Raw genomic sequence first — 14830 nt, 5'->3', positions numbered from 1 at the left:
GATCAGTTATTGCCTGATACCAGTGGGCCTGAAAAACTGCACGGGTGAACATAACTTCACCGCCGGGCTTGTCGGGTCGAATATAGCCCTGCCCATTTTCGGTGACATACGAAATCGTACCGTACTCCATACAACCTCCTCAGTACAACAATAGTTAGCCCCCTCCTTCAGATTTCGAAAGCACAGCATCGCAAGTTCCATCTGCCCTAGCGCCCTTCAATTTTATTTTTTTTGTTGCCCGGCCATAGGGCGTTAGAACGGTCATTTCAATTCCATCTTCATCAATCGCCGGGTACAATCCAGTCCCTAAGCTGACCAGAATTCCATTCATGTCAGGCAACACAGTTACATCCCCACCGGAAACTTTGCGACCGCCCAAAATAATCGTATTAGCCCGCCAAATATTATCTCCTACCACTTGAATAAACATACCGCCGGCGCACGCAGAAATACTTTCCGGATACACGTTAGAAATAACCGGAACTCTGATGAATGCCCCCCCACCTATCATCGAAGTGAGTGCAGCGAGATCAGATGAGTTATTTCCCAAACTGACCTTTATACGTTTAGGAGCAATGCCAGACGCCAGCGTTTTACCCGACCCGGAATTCCAGTCTGGCGACCATGCAGACTGCGTATCCAAGTACAAATATGGCCACCAACCAGGTACAGCCAGATCAACAGACAAATCGTATGTTTTTAACTGTTGCGTCAGCACAAATGAGTTATTCGAAGGATCAATAGACACTCGTGGTCCTAAAACCCAACCAAAAGCAGGACCGTGATTTGAACTGGAAACTTTGGCCTCGGCAAAAGACACCGCAAGTGGAACTCTTTCGAGAGCGTCCGCTTTTCCGACTGCACTTCGTGAAAAATCCAGAGCGCCCTCAGCGCCTATGCCACTGCTAGGAAGTTGTGCCGATAGAGCTGTTGCCAAACTGATAGCATCCGCGGCCCGCACGGCTGTGCCAATGCGTTGAGCTTGCTCATGAGGGTTAACTTCGTATATCGCAACGCGCAAGCCTTCTCGTCGAACCATGTCATCAAATCTATTGGGTATCGAAGATTTAACAAGATCCGCCAAACCGAGCTTACACCCTTGATTTCTTTTGTAGGCTAAAAATTCTCCAAGCAACAACTCGCCTTTGCGAGTGGACTCCATATTACGATAGTCTTCCAGCAATTTGGACGGTGGTAGTTTTGGACCATCATTGTCAGACATGATTCCTTGAGCATGCGAGTCAACTCGTACGAGAGCCTGAAGCAAAAAATGCCCCTCAATCGCAAGACCCAGCGCATCTCGAAAATTACCCTTTAACTCAACAAACTCAATGTTTTTATCGCCAAGTAATTCAGAGGAGCATTTTTTACCAAAATTACCAACATCACGAGGTGCATTAGCAACGGCATTCCTTGCTTTCTGAAAATAATCTTCATTTGTATTTTTTTTTGTAAGATTAGCATAGGTGTCGACTAATGCATTTGCTAGCCGATCCTTATACTTCGCCCTTGGAACGGCAAAACTAAGTATACCGCATCCATTTCTACCCGAATTGTCAAAGGACACCCCACCGCACTCTGCCTTATCAAGCGGATAATAATAATACACCACATCAAATAAATCCCCTTCCCGCACACTACCAAGCGCAACATTTTCCCGAAACGTCAACGGCTTTTTATTAGCAAAGTCTCGAACATTCAAGATTCTATTAATATAATTCAGCCAGTTCAAATAGAGTTCAGACACATTCTCATCTGTCCAGTCCGGTGGCGCAACCTCCATACGAAGTACACCCAGCGCGTTCGCATAGTCTTCTGGGGGTGGAAGTACGGTAGCGGAAAAATAAAGGCGAATCAGCGCGGCGCCATCCTTATCGTGAAGCTCATCCAGACTCGCAGCGTTTCGGGCGCTGTTTACCAATGTGCGATACGCCGCACGATCAAGAAAAGCATCCGTAGGATTAGAGCCTTTTTCCCCTTCAGTCCCCCGTTTCGATATTTCCTCAAGGCGTGTCGATTCTGCCGCATTGATCCTTGTGATGGATTCGCCAACAGTGTTTACAGTTTCAGTATTTGTCGACCCGCTTGCACCGTGAGCGTTATACGTTTCACCCAGTGCTGCCCCTTGGGCCACACCGTCATTTCCTGTCGATAAGCTATTGCGCTGCGAATCCAACTGTCGCTGCAGTACGTCTACTTCAACTTGCAGGCGCAGCAAATCAGCATTTTGCTGCGTCCGATATTTTTCACTCTCCAATGTATATCTCATCGCACTCGCAGGATCGGAACGCCCCACCACACCTCCTGTCAGTGACGTTATGGTGTCTAAATCACGTATAATCTCGGGCTCAAGATTGAACCCGCTGGCTTCACTCTCAACCAGCAATTTATCCAAGTAGGCAACTTCTTTATTTCGCTCATTAATGAGTGCCTCCCGCTTATAAAGCTTTGGATCGGTGAACTGAATAGGCCCCGATATTTGCGGATTGGAGTAATTTATTTGCCTGATGTTTAACGCATAAGGGCCGCCACAACTACGAACACCTAGCGCTATAATGCCAAGTACGCACACACCTAAAAAAGAATATAGCGACAGAGAGTTGCGATCCATTGGCACCGATCCTTATTTTAAAAAAGCTCTGTTTAGGTAAGCTTTAATTCTTATAGATGCCACTCTCACAACACGCAAGGATGTTAAAACACTGCTTCTTGTTACACCCACTTTACAGGCCAGTCGATATCGCTTTCGCCTAGCACTATCTAAATAGCTAATCTTTCGTCGGCTACACCAGCCCAAATGAAAATTCGGCTTATGCAAACACACTAGATCCCGACGCTTTGTTCAAATATATCAGCTACCTAGCTGATACTAACCGGGTCGACTAACAAATGGCTTTTCATCGCGGTAGCCTTCAAAAGGAGTATCACGAGCTGCCATACTCAACGGCTATCCAAGTTGTTTACACGATTTTTTGTAGGGACTGGATGATGATTTCCATCATTAATCCGACGAACGACATCCTCGAATGCATGATTATCCGCGAAAGGGCAAGAAACTCGACCCTGAGTCGACCCCGAGATTGGAACACCTCTATTATTCGCGGCGACTGCCTGGAAATAGCTTTCCAAGCAGTGAGCAAAACTTGTTTAGTGCTCCAGCACCAGCAACGGCGTGCCTTTCTTCACGATGTAGGTCGCCAGCTCAGAAGCTTTGCCGCTACCCACGTTCTTCGCCAAATGCACTGTGCCCGCCGGGATGTACAGCGAATCGCCTGCCTTCAGCGTGATCGGTGCCCGACCCTCCAACTGATACTCAAAGGAGCCTTCGATAACATAGGCAACCTCAACCCCAGGGTGCGAATGCTTTGGCGACGTCACGCCCGCGTCGAAATCGACACGCACTTGAATCACCTCGCGGTCGGCGACGTCCAGGTCCTGGCGCACCTGGTCTGTGCGGTGAATGCCGGCCTGCCAGTTTTTAGCAGGTTGTGCTTCAGGGGTGGTCTCGCCCGCCTGGGAAAAGCTTGCGAAGGCTGCCAGTGAAACAGCGGCAAGGGTGAAACCGAGCCGGCCAGCGGTGTTACGGGAAGTGATACGGGACATCGTCATTCTCCAGTGATTGCCGCCGATGCGGTGACACCATTTGGAGGGACCGGTGTATCTCGCGTGTGTCGCACATCCCTTGGTTTTGTATGCAAAGGTGGCTGCCGGCACCGGGGATACGTTGCGATACAAGCCCCCGTCCGCTCCGACCGACCATCCGAAGAAATGTCCTCTGTCACCACACAGCTAAAATTGACAGGGGGATCACTTCAACGCGTCCTTACAAGCGGGAGTTTCACGATGAAAATCGTATCTTCGCTGGCGTTGGTGGTGGCGGTCGGGTGGCTCTGCGGGTGTTCGACGGTGCCAGACAGTCAAATCACTAACGTTCCCCTGCACGCTACGTCCGTCAACGGCGGGAATATCGCCCGGCCCATCATGATGCCCAAAGGCAATGCAACCGAGTTCTGGTTTGCCGTCAGCGGCGAAACCATGGGCAGCGCGTTACCCGGCCGCTTGATGGCTTATATCTATTCCGGAAGCTGCGCCCAACTGGGCTCTACGCCGGCGTATGACCTGAACGACGGGCCAAATGCACGGTTTTATTCATCGGCATCGATGCAGTACTTCTGGAAAAGCGCACCCGTGGCGGTCGAGACACTCCGCGCCGGCGGCTATGTGCTGGTGGTGCGTGAAAGCCCGGCCGATGGCCATCAAAACATTTTCTGCGGCAATCTGAGCTGAAGCCGTTGCCCTCCTTCGTTCCCGCGCGCTGCGTGGGAACGCTTTTCTCACGGTATCGCCGACGCTCGTCTACTGATCCTGAGCCGCCGCAACCGGGTCCGCCCCGCGCGCGCCCTTGAACGCATCACGCCGTGCCTTTCGTTCTGCGGCATAGGCCTCGCTGGGCATACTAATCAGCTCTGCACGACGCAACGGCTCGCCGCAATGCGCGCACAACGGCCCCAGCCCGGCAGGTTGGCGACAGGTGGCGTGGGTGTAAACCACCGCCAACCCCTCCTCCTCTGACTTGCACCAGGTTTCCCCCCACGCTCGCAATGCCAAAACCACGGAATAGAACGCGTCCCCTTTCGGCGTGAGGTGGTACTCGTAACGCAAGGGCCGCTCGCTGTAGGGGCGGCGGGCGACCAGTCCGTCGGCCTCCAGACGCTTGAGGCGGGTGGCGATCATTTGCGGGGTCCCGGCGGTTTGCGCCTGGATCTCGTCGAATCGATGGCTGCCCATGAACAACTCGCGCAACACCAGGACCGTCCAGCGGTCGCCGACGACAGATTCAGCCCGGGAAATCGGACACAAGGTTTCGGGAACAGCGGTGTTTACCGACATGCGGCCTTGCCTCTTTTACAGTTACTATGATTATCATATCAACATGATGCACGGGCAAGCCCGACGCACCGGTCACTCAACTCCTGGAGGAAACAGCCATGTCAAAAACACTCTATCCCCTCGACAGAACCGCCTACCTGTTGGTCGATCCTTACAACGATTTCCTTTCCGAAGGCGGAAAAGTCTATCCGCTTATCGAACCGATCGCCGAACAAGTCGGCCTGCTCGACAACTTGCGCGCACTCGACCGCACCGTCCGGGCCCTCGAGATTCCGGTGGTCATCGTACCGCACCACCGCTGGGAACAAGGCGACTACGAGGATTGGGATCACCCAAGCCCCACCCAATGCAAGATCATGCACATGCATCACTTCGCTCGCGGGGAATGGGGCGGCGACTGGCACCCCGATTTCGCGCCCAAGGCCGGTGACATCGTTGTTCAGGAACACTGGGGCTCCAGTGGTTTTGCCAACACCGACCTGGATTTTCGACTCAAACAAAAAGGCATCACTCACGTAATCATCGTTGGCCTGCTGGCCAATACCTGCATCGAGGCCACCGCCCGTTACGCGGTGGAACTGGGTTATCACGTCACCCTGGTGCGCGACGCGACGGCCGCCTTCAAGCCCGAAATGATGCACGCGGCGCATGAGCTGAACGGTCCGACGTTCGCCCACGCCATTGTCACCACGCCAGAACTCATCGCCACCCTGACCCAAGGTGAATGCCCATGACACTGACAGGCAAACTGATGATCGGCGCCAGCGATGTGCCCGGTACCGAAGGGACGATGAAGGCGCTCAATCCCGCCAGCAATCAGTTGATTGAACCGGCGTTCGCCCTGGGTGGCGTAGCCGACGTCGACAAGGCCGCGACCCTCGCCGATGAAGCGTTCGATGAGTACAGCCACACCTCGCTCACCCGGCGCGCGGCGTTCCTCGACAGCATTGCCGACAATCTCGACTCGGTGCGCAAGACGCTGGCAGCAAGGGCAGCACTCGAAACCGGTCTGCCCGAGGCGCAACTTGAGGGCGAAGCAATAAAAGCCGCCACTCAGTTCCGCCAATTCGCCGAGGTCGTGCGCAGGGGGCGCTTCCTGCAACTGGCCATCGACCCGGCGCAGCCTGATCGCCAGCCACGCCCGCGCATGGACCATCGACTGCAGAAGATCGCCCTCGGTCCGGTGGCGATTTTCGGCGCGAGCAATTTTCCGATCGCGTACTCGGTCGCCGGGGGCGACACCGCTTCGGCACTGGCGGCTGGCGCGACGGTCATCCTGAAGGCGCATAACGCTCACCCCGGAGCGTCGGAAATCCAGGCCCAGGCGATTCGCAACGCCGTGCAAGTACACGGGCTGCCCGAAGGCGTGTTTTCGATGGTGCGCGGTGGCGGTAATGCAATCGGTGAAGCGCTGGTCGATCATCCGTTGATCAAAGCGGTGACGTTCACCGGCTCGGAACGTGGCGGTATGGCGCTGTATCGCCGTGCGCAACTGCGCCCCGAACCGATTCCCGTGTTCACCGAGATGACCAGCATCAACCCCACGCTCATCCTGCCCCACGCACAGGCTGCTCAAGGGGCGCGGATCGGTGACGGCTTTATCGAACGCATGGTGGTGAACGTCGGACAAGCCTGCCTCAAACCTGCGTTGTTGATCGCCATTGACGGGCCGGGCTTTGAGGCGATGCGCGCCGCGATGATCGAACGCGTCAACCAGACCTCGGCGCGACCGATGCTGACACCGGGCATTCACGCGGCCTATTTGAACGGTCTCGGCTTCATGGAGAACGCCGGCGCCCAGCGCATTGCCGAAGGCTCGGCAGCCAGTGCCGCGCTGGAAGGCGCCTCCGCGTTGCTGGAGGTCGACGGCGCACATTTCCTGAACGAGACGCTGCTCGCCGAAGAAGTATTCGGCCCTTCAGCGTTGCTGGTGAAGGTCCGGGATGAGGCTGAGATGCTCGCCGTTGCGCGCTCGCTACGGGGTCAGCTGTCGGCGGCCCTGCACCTAGAGGACGATGATTTGCCTTTGGCACAGCGCTTGTTGCCGGTATTGGAACGACGCACCGGGCGAATCGTCGTCAATGCTTTCGCGCATCCGCAGGAAGTGACCTTTGCCACCGTTCACGGCGGGCCGTTTCCGGCCACGTCGGACAGCCGCTTCACCTCGGTCGGCATGACGTCAATTGAACGCTTCTTGCGCCCGGTGGCTTACCAGGGCTTTCCTCAAGCGCTGCTGCCCGAGGTGCTGCGAGACCTGAACCCGTCGGGATTGCCTCGTCTCGTTGACGGTGTCTAGAACGGGGGACGGGGTTCAATGCCTGGACATCAAGCCATGCATCACCCCGAACCTCAGTCCACCTTCGGAGGGCGTCATGTGCGAGATACCAAAGACCTTGAACGCGGCCAACATCACCGCCAGGCCACCGGGCAAGGAGCTCAAGCGATGGTTTTGCAAGCCGGCCAGTTTGAGCTGTTTGACGTGCCCCACTTCCAGCAGGCGCAATGACAGGCGCAGCAGGCCGCTGTAGGTGATGCCGCTTTCGCCGTCGTCATTCATGCCGTTGGCCTTGAGCACTTTGGCGAGCATTCGCGCCGTTCCCGACGAGCCGATAGTCTGCTGCCAACCCAAGGCGCGGTAACGCCGCGCCACTTTTTCAAACTGCAGCGTGGCCACCCGCTCGGCTTCCAGCAACGCCGGGGCGGTGATGCAGCCACCCGAAAAGTAACGCGCGCCAAACGTGCCGCTGCCGATGGCAATGCTTTCGGTCAACAACGGTTGGGCGCCCTGCCCCAGAATCAGCTCGGTGGATCCGCCACCGATGTCCACAACCAGACGCAGACTGGCCGGGCTGGGGATCGAATGGGCGACGCCGGCGTACACCAGATTCGCCTCTTCATGCCCCGAGATGACATCAATCCTGAACCCCAGATGCCGCTCGGCGCTGGCCAGAAACAGTTGCGCATTGTCAGCTTCACGCACCGCGCTGGTCGCCACCGCCCGCACCCGGCCGGCTTCAAAACCGCGCAATTTTTTACCGAATCGCGAGAGCGCCTGCCATCCACGGTCCAGCGCCATCTCATCCAGCGCGCCGCCCTGAAAACCTTCCGATAAACGGACCGGTTCACGCAGGGTTTTCACTTCCTGGATCATCCACTTCTGGTTCCGTTTGACCGGCTGGCCAATCATCATGCGAAATGCATTAGAGCCCAGGTCAATGGCTGCAAATAGCGAGGCGTCTCCTTTCATGGTGCGGATTCCTGGCAGTTTCATTGGCCCGCGAACGCAGTCCATCGAAGCGTTCAAGACGGTTTGCGAGGATCCTGCCATGGGTTAGGTGACACCAAGATGACACCGGCCTTTTTTTCACCACGCCACAACCGTCACTGGCCCGTCACATCCACAGGCCTAGCATGACCACTTCCACCTTCGTCGGGAGTTATGGCCATGCTTTTAGACAACGACACCCTGATTCAACGTATCCATCGCGAGCTGCTCGATCACCGCGACGAAGAGCTGGAACTGGAATTGATGGAGGACGGCCACGACCTCAATGCGCTGTTTGATGCGCATGAGGGTGACAGCAGCGCAAAAGAACAGAGACGACGCTATTTCAGCGAGCTGTTCCGCTTGCAAGGCGAACTGGTCAAGCTGCAAAGCTGGGTGGTGAAAACCGGGCATAAAGTGGTGATTTTGTTTGAAGGTCGCGACGCGGCGGGTAAAGGTGGGGTGATCAAGCGCATTACCCAGCGGCTCAATCCACGGGTCTGCCGGGTCGCCGCCCTGCCCGCGCCCAACGACCGCGAACGCACGCAATGGTATTTCCAGCGTTACGTCTCGCACCTGCCGGCTGCCGGGGAAATCGTGCTGTTCGACCGCAGCTGGTACAACCGCGCGGGCGTCGAGCAGGTCATGGGGTTTTGCAACGCCGACCAATATGAAGAGTTCTTCCGCACCGTGCCAGAGTTTGAACGGATGCTCGTGCGCTCCGGTATCCAGCTGATCAAATACTGGTTCTCAATCTCCGACCAGGAACAGCACCTGCGCTTCCTCAGCCGCATTCATGACCCGCTCAAGCAATGGAAACTCAGCCCGATGGACCTCGAATCCCGCCGGCGCTGGGAGGCCTATACCAAGGCCAAGGAAATCATGCTGGAACGCACCCACATCGCCGAAGCCCCATGGTGGGTGGTGCAGGCCAACGACAAGAAACAGGCCCGCCTCAACTGCATTCACCATTTGTTGGGGCAGATGCCCTATGAAGAGGTCGAATACCCGGTGATTGAATTGCCGGAGCGTGTACGGCAGGAGGACTATTCGCGCAGTCCGACGCCGGCGGAATTGATTGTGCCGCAGGTGTATTAGGGGGATGGCTTGAATTAAATGCATATTGGCACAATAAGTTAGCAAACACGGAAACAGGAGCCTTCAATCCTCGTTACCCTGATTTTCATTGGGTGCCGAGCGTAGTGCCCAATCGGGCTCCTGGATTCACGTGATGCTTGATCTTGAAGCTTCTTACCAGGTCTTTACCACCTATCACCAACGATAGAGCCATCTGAGCGGTAGGGATCACCGTAAATCTGTGGGAGAAGCACAGGATGAACACGAAAAAACTGAGACACATTCTTGCCGGTTTAACGCTGTCATTTGGCGCTGTGCATTCGCACGCCGAAGAAGCCAAAAAAGTCGATGTATTGCTGATCGGTGGCGGCATCATGAGCGCGACCCTGGGCGTTTGGCTTAATGAGTTGGAGCCAGGGCTCTCGATGGAAATGGTCGAGCGCCTCGACGGTGTCGCCCTGGAAAGCTCCAATGGCTGGAACAACGCGGGTACAGGCCATTCGGCTTTGGCCGAGTTGAATTACACGCCGCAAGACGAGAACGGAAAAGTCACGATCTCGAAAGCTGTTGAAGTGAATGAAGGCTTCCAGTTGACCCGGCAATTCTGGGCTTGGCAGGTCAGGCAAGGCGTGCTGAAGAACCCGCGTTCGTTCATCAATTCCACCCCGCACATGAGTTTCGTCTGGGGCGCTGACAACGCCAGCTTTCTGAAAAAGCGTTACGAGGCCTTGCAGGCCAGCCCGCTGTTTCGCGGTATGCAGTACTCCGAAGACCCGGCCGTGATCAAAAAATGGGTTCCGCTCATGATGGAAGGACGTGATCCGAAGCAAATAATTGCGGCCACGTGGAACCCCAATGGCACCGATGTCAATTTTGGAGAAGTGACCCGCCAACTGATCGGTTATCTGCAAACCTCGCCGAAATTTGCCCTGAAGCTGTCGAGCGAAGTGCAGGACATCACCCGAAACGAAGACGGTAGTTGGCGCGTCAGCTACAAAAACCTCAAGGACGGTAGCGAAACAGCAACCGATGCCAAGTTCCTGTTCATCGGTGCGGGGGGTGGCGCGCTGAAGCTGTTGCAGAAATCGGGAATTCCCGAGGCCAGGGAATATGCAGGCTTTCCAGTGGGCGGCTCATTCCTCGTGACAGAAAACCCGGCCATCACCGAGCGGCATCTCGCCAAGGCCTACGGCCAGGCTTCGGTGGGAGCGCCGCCCATGTCGGTTCCGCATCTGGATACCCGCGTACTGGACGGTAAGCGTCTGATCCTGTTCGGTCCATTCGCAACCTTCAGTACCAAGTTTCTCAAACAGGGCTCTTTTCTGGACCTGCTGAGTACCACCACGACAGACAATGTGTGGCCGATGACTCGCGTCGGCATCAAGCAATATCCGCTGGTTGAGTACCTGGCGGGTCAGCTGATGCTGTCGGACGAGGATCGCCTCAATGCGTTGAAGGAATACTTCCCCAACGCCAAGGCCGAAGACTGGCATCTGTGGCAAGCAGGCCAGCGCGTGCAGGTGATCAAGCGTGACGAAGCTGCCGGTGGCGTCCTGAAACTGGGCACGGAGATTGTCACATCCCAGGACGGCACCATTGCCGGCTTGCTGGGTGCATCTCCGGGCGCGTCGACCGCAGTACCGATCATGGTGAGCTTGCTGCAGACAGTTTTCAAAGACAAAGTCGCGACGCCCGCCTGGCAGGAGAAACTGCATCAGATCCTCCCGAGCTACGGTACCCAACTTAACAACGATCCGGTAAAAGTGGCTGAAGAGTGGGCGTATACCGCCAAGATACTTGAACTGATGCCCCCACCGGCGATCAGTCAAGTCGCTACGCCGATGGCTGAAAAAGAGGAGAACAAGCCGGCGAAGGAAAAGGCACCGGCTGACATCGCACTGTGATCAGACGTCCACTCCTTCGCAGTGCTCGATGTAGCTGACCTGGAAACAAAAGCCCGCTGGACGTAAACGGTCAGCGGGCTTTTTCTTCACCCTCAGCTGCGGGTCGACTGCGCCCCTTCGCGACAGGTAGCAATCGGCCAGAAGGAGACATTCGTTTGCGTCGGGATGTGCCACATCCTCGAAGGCACCGTGCGCCTGACCGATGCGGACGGCGTGGTGAAGAAACACGTTCCAAGGCCGGATACAAGGGGTATAACTATCAGAACAAAAGGCGGATCACCCAGAATAGGCCCTCCCAAGGCAGCGCCCGGGCCAGGCGCCCCAGGCCTGATCGGCGTCTGCGGCGCGGAGCGATGTGATGAGTTCCAGAGCATGGCGATGGGCTCGCAAGAGCCTTCTTGGCTGTATCGAGCTGGCCTTGCTGGTCGCGCCACTGTGCGCCAGCGCCATGTTCAAATGCCAAGCCAACGACGGAGCCATCAGCTACACCAACCAAGCCATCGCCAGCGCCCGCTGCACTCGCCTGAATGGTATGGCGGGTGTCGGCGCCAAGCCAATGGCCCTGCCACGGCTTGTGCAGGACGACAACTCAGGCGCGGTGCGGATTCGGGTGTTCACCTTCATCCACAGGGGTATTCGTCAATATGTGAGCCGGCGCCCCGTCGGGATCTCCGCACGGGTCGATGTCCTTGAGCTCTATGTCATCAAGGGCTGCTATCTGTGCAGGGTGCCGAAGGATTTCAAGGTCGCCTCACTGCGCCTGGACCCCCATTCCTATCAGCGGGAGATCGAAGCCGCTTCGGATCATTATGGTGTCGACAGGGCACTGGTCCGCGCAGTGATACATGCCGAATCGGCGTTTCGCCCCAACGCCATTTCCGAAGCCGGCGCCCAGGGGCTGATGCAGTTGATGCCCGCCACCGCCGAGCGCTTCGCCGTGGACAATCCGTTCGACGCACGACAGAACATTCGTGGCGGCGTGCGCTACCTGGCCTGGTTGCTCAAGCGCTTCAATGGCAACCAGGTGCTGGCGTTGGCAGGTTACAACGCCGGCGAAGCATCCGTGGTCGAGTACAACGGGGTGCCTCCCTACGCCGAGACGCAATCCTACGTCACCCTCGTGCAATCCTTGACCGAACGCTATCGCAACCATCGCTAGTACCGTAGGGCGCATGCCGTGTCGAACACAATAACTCGTCGGGATGAATTACTCCCCAGATTGCAGACGCTCTATAGCTTCGAGAAGCTGGCCGTCGAAGTACTCGGTTCCATCTCGTTCCTGTTCTTCCATGCGGCGCTTTGCCTCGATGAGCAGGTGTTTGGTCGCGATGTTCTGATTCAAAAAAGTGGCGACCATAAGATCATTCAAACTCTCCAGAGGTGTGTCCCATGCCTCCCTGCAGCGCTGCATTAGCCCTGTGTGGTCATCCCCACTCCATGGACCTAAAATATTCGAGACTGCCAGGGTGCAGGTCATGAGTCTGCCTTTGAGAGAAATTGAAGGGCTGGTAATTTCGCACGCTCGGGAAATGTATGAATAGCGAAATTGAATGCCCGCGTCTGGTCGCTATCCGCCCCACAGCTGACCTTCGGCTTTCCTACAACCGTTGACGGTTTCTCTGCTGTTTCACCTTATACATCTCGCGGTCTGCCAGCTTTGTGGCCTCGTCCACAGTCATGCTGCCCGGTATCACTGCCACTACCCCAACACTCGCGCCGGTATATTGAATATCACCAAGACCGTGGCCCAGCTCATATCGCCCTATCGTCGCTTTGGACAGGCGATCCTGAAGCAATTCGGCGGCATGTCGCATGTCGTTCGCCGGGTCGGTGTGTTCGGAGGGTGTGCCCAAGGCGATCACGATGAACTCATCACCGCCAGTACGCCCGATGATGTCGCTGGCTCTAAGGTCATGCTGCAGTTTTGCGGCCACGCCGCGCAGTAGCTGGTCTCCTGCCAGGTGGCCGCGGGTATCGTTGATGAACTTGAACCCATCCAGATCGATGACACCCATGAGTATGTACTTGCTCTCCCGCTGGGCCAGGGCGAACAGGCGCGCAGCATCGTTTAGGATGGCACGCCGGTTAGACAGGCCGGTGAGTGGATCTGTCAGGGCCAGTTTGGTCAACTCGGCGTTGGCAGCCTGGAGTCGCTCAACAAGCAGCCCACGTTCAAGGGAATACCCCAGCAACCCTGACAGCAGCATCAGCAAGGGTTCCACGTCAGCAGAGCGGGCCACTTGATCCGAGCTGGCAGCACATACCGTCCCCAGCACTTGCCCATCCTGGGATCTGATTGGCGCACTCACGTAGGTTCTGATGCCCAAGGCCGCGGCGGCCTCCGAATCACCCCAACATTCGGCAACGTTGTCCGAGTACATGCGATTCTCATCCAGCGCCCGCTTGCACAGAGTATCTGCCCAAGGCACGACCAGCCCTTCAGGAATTACCATGTCACCGACGTTACGTGCGAACTCGACACGCTGGACACCCTCGTCGGTATCAATGGTCGTCAGGTAGGTCGACTCCATACCGGTTATCTTACTGAGCAGGGTCAGCAAGGGACGCGTGAGCTGCTCCAGGGTTTGGGCTTTGGGAATGGTATCGGAGAGAAGAGAAAGAATCTGATCCATTTGGGCGTGCCGATAGCAAAGGGGTATTTCAATTATCGACTAATCGGCGGATTACTGAACAGCGCAAGGCTTCACCTGAATAAGACGGCTAGAACCATGGAGCAATCGCTTCTGGCCGATTGCTGCCTGTCACGACCGGCTGAAACCGACCCAATATAGGGATTTTGTTGGTGCTACCCCCCTTCCGACTTCAGCTAAGGCCCGCATCGCACGCACCTTCGCGTATTTCGAGAGCCCAATCTTGATGCCCACCAGCACAGGCGCGGCAACCACAAACAGCATCGCAACAGCGTAAAACGCCGTTTCGAAAGCAATCACCGTCGCCTGACCTGACACAACTTTGCCCAGCAGACTCGTCGCTGCCCGCCCGGCGGCGACTTGATCCACGCCCTTCCCCGCCAGCATCGCCCCCGTGGTGGTCAGCCGTTCGATGAGCGCGTTTCCCCCAGGGGTGACGTTGGCGCCGAGGACCGTGCCATTGATGACGACATGATGTTCGATCAGCGACGCACAGCAGTTTGCCGAGGGAATTGCGCTTGTTTCGCCGCGCCACGACGGCAGGGGTTGCGGGGCCCGAGTCAGCGGCAGGGGCGGCAGAAGCCTGCCGCCCGGCTGTCGAACTTTCATGAGTGCGTTGACCGGCTCACTTCTTGATCGGTGTGACGAGTTCCTTTTCGTTGGTGTCGAGGACGAACACCGCCAGCAGGCGTGCAGGCTCGGTGTCGCTGGCGTTGGCGCTGACCAGGTGCACGGAGCCCGGCTCCTCTACGAAGTTTTCGCCGACGGTGTAGATCTTTTCCGGCTGGCCTTTGACGTGGATGCGAAATGAGCCTTCCAGGACGGTTGCATAGATGAAGGCCGTTTTCGGATGGGTGTGGGATGGCGACGCAGCGCCCGGCCCATACTCGACGACCACGCCTTTCATGCTCTTGCCGGGAAGATTGGGAATGGGACGGTCGAATACGACCGTCACCTTGCCGTGGGGCGGCTCAGCGGCGGACGCTGCGCTGATCGAGAGCGCGGCGAAGACGGCGGCCATCAGGATTCGGGTAACCATGGGG

Annotated in this window: 13 protein-coding genes and 1 pseudogene; 6 read left to right on the top strand and 8 right to left on the bottom strand. The window is 56.7% G+C overall.

What is annotated here, in order from left to right; genetic code table 11:
• Window positions 1-154 precede the first annotated feature (154 nt).
• Both BMS17_RS24795 and BMS17_RS24785 read right to left on the bottom strand, forming a co-directional pair.
• Entirely contained in the window at window positions 155-2611 is a 2457-nt protein-coding gene (locus BMS17_RS24795) for a hypothetical protein (protein ID WP_077431989.1), read from the bottom strand.
• Between the two features lie 536 nt (window positions 2612-3147).
• Window positions 3148-3603: a cupin domain-containing protein gene (locus tag BMS17_RS24785; RefSeq protein ID WP_077431988.1), complete on the bottom strand. Its 456-nt coding sequence runs from the start codon at window positions 3601-3603 to the stop codon at window positions 3148-3150.
• Window positions 3604-3843: 240 nt separating this feature from the next.
• Here BMS17_RS24785 and BMS17_RS24780 point away from each other — a divergent pair, with 240 nt between their 5' ends.
• Window positions 3844-4287: a hypothetical protein gene (locus BMS17_RS24780; RefSeq protein ID WP_046031484.1), complete on the top strand. Its 444-nt coding sequence runs from the start codon at window positions 3844-3846 to the stop codon at window positions 4285-4287.
• Window positions 4288-4356: 69 nt separating this feature from the next.
• On the opposite strand, the gene BMS17_RS24775 is transcribed toward BMS17_RS24780, so the two are convergent.
• Window positions 4357-4890 (bottom strand): helix-turn-helix domain-containing protein, encoded by a 534-nt coding sequence (locus BMS17_RS24775; RefSeq protein ID WP_077431987.1) that lies wholly within the window; start codon window positions 4888-4890, stop codon window positions 4357-4359.
• A 98-nt stretch (window positions 4891-4988) separates the two neighbouring features.
• On the opposite strand from BMS17_RS24775, the gene BMS17_RS24770 reads away from it, so the two are divergent.
• Window positions 4989-5624 carry an isochorismatase family cysteine hydrolase gene (locus BMS17_RS24770; RefSeq protein WP_046031486.1) on the top strand — a complete coding sequence of 212 codons (636 nt, stop codon included), beginning with the start codon at window positions 4989-4991 and terminating at the stop codon, window positions 5622-5624.
• Window positions 5621-7186 (top strand): aldehyde dehydrogenase (NADP(+)), encoded by a 1566-nt coding sequence (locus tag BMS17_RS24765; RefSeq protein WP_077431986.1) that lies wholly within the window; start codon window positions 5621-5623, stop codon window positions 7184-7186. The genes BMS17_RS24770 and BMS17_RS24765 overlap by 4 nt, the downstream gene beginning before the upstream one ends.
• Before the next feature lie 15 nt (window positions 7187-7201).
• Here the strand turns inward: BMS17_RS24765 and BMS17_RS24760 are convergent, their stop codons facing one another.
• Window positions 7202-8137 (bottom strand): phosphatase, encoded by a 936-nt coding sequence (locus tag BMS17_RS24760; protein WP_077431985.1) that lies wholly within the window; start codon window positions 8135-8137, stop codon window positions 7202-7204.
• Between the two features lie 198 nt (window positions 8138-8335).
• Between BMS17_RS24760 and ppk2 the strand changes: the two genes are divergently transcribed.
• The 3 genes from ppk2 to BMS17_RS24740 all read left to right on the top strand — a co-directional run bounded on the left by ppk2 (window position 8336) and on the right by BMS17_RS24740 (window position 12295).
• Window positions 8336-9253, top strand: a complete 918-nt coding sequence (gene ppk2, locus BMS17_RS24755; protein ID WP_046031489.1) for a polyphosphate kinase 2 — start codon at window positions 8336-8338, stop codon at window positions 9251-9253.
• 236 nt (window positions 9254-9489) lie between these two features.
• Window positions 9490-11136 carry a malate dehydrogenase (quinone) gene (mqo, locus tag BMS17_RS24750; RefSeq protein ID WP_046031490.1) on the top strand — a complete coding sequence of 549 codons (1647 nt, stop codon included), beginning with the start codon at window positions 9490-9492 and terminating at the stop codon, window positions 11134-11136.
• Between the two features lie 358 nt (window positions 11137-11494).
• The gene (locus BMS17_RS24740) at window positions 11495-12295 is read left to right on the top strand and encodes a lytic transglycosylase domain-containing protein (RefSeq protein ID WP_046031492.1); all 801 of its coding nucleotides are present in this window, start codon (window positions 11495-11497) and stop codon (window positions 12293-12295) included.
• Window positions 12296-12343: 48 nt separating this feature from the next.
• On the opposite strand, the gene BMS17_RS24735 is transcribed toward BMS17_RS24740, so the two are convergent.
• The 4 genes and pseudogenes from BMS17_RS24735 to BMS17_RS24720 all read right to left on the bottom strand — a co-directional run bounded on the left by BMS17_RS24735 (window position 12344) and on the right by BMS17_RS24720 (window position 14826).
• Entirely contained in the window at window positions 12344-12613 is a 270-nt protein-coding gene (locus BMS17_RS24735; protein ID WP_139348122.1) for a hypothetical protein, read from the bottom strand.
• Between the two features lie 121 nt (window positions 12614-12734).
• Window positions 12735-13769, bottom strand: a complete 1035-nt coding sequence (locus BMS17_RS24730) for a sensor domain-containing diguanylate cyclase (protein WP_046031494.1) — start codon at window positions 13767-13769, stop codon at window positions 12735-12737.
• Window positions 13770-13898: 129 nt separating this feature from the next.
• Window positions 13899-14276, bottom strand: a pseudogene (locus BMS17_RS24725) (hypothetical protein); the annotation flags it as partial.
• A gap of 136 nt (window positions 14277-14412) precedes the next feature.
• Window positions 14413-14826 carry a cupin domain-containing protein gene (locus BMS17_RS24720; protein ID WP_077431984.1) on the bottom strand — a complete coding sequence of 138 codons (414 nt, stop codon included), beginning with the start codon at window positions 14824-14826 and terminating at the stop codon, window positions 14413-14415.
• Between the last annotated feature and the right edge of the window lie 4 nt (window positions 14827-14830).

The sequence above is a fragment of the Pseudomonas sp. C9 genome (assembly GCF_002000165.1).
In the GTDB taxonomy this organism is placed as follows: domain Bacteria; phylum Pseudomonadota; class Gammaproteobacteria; order Pseudomonadales; family Pseudomonadaceae; genus Aquipseudomonas.
This window is presented reverse-complemented; position numbering and strand designations above follow the sequence as displayed.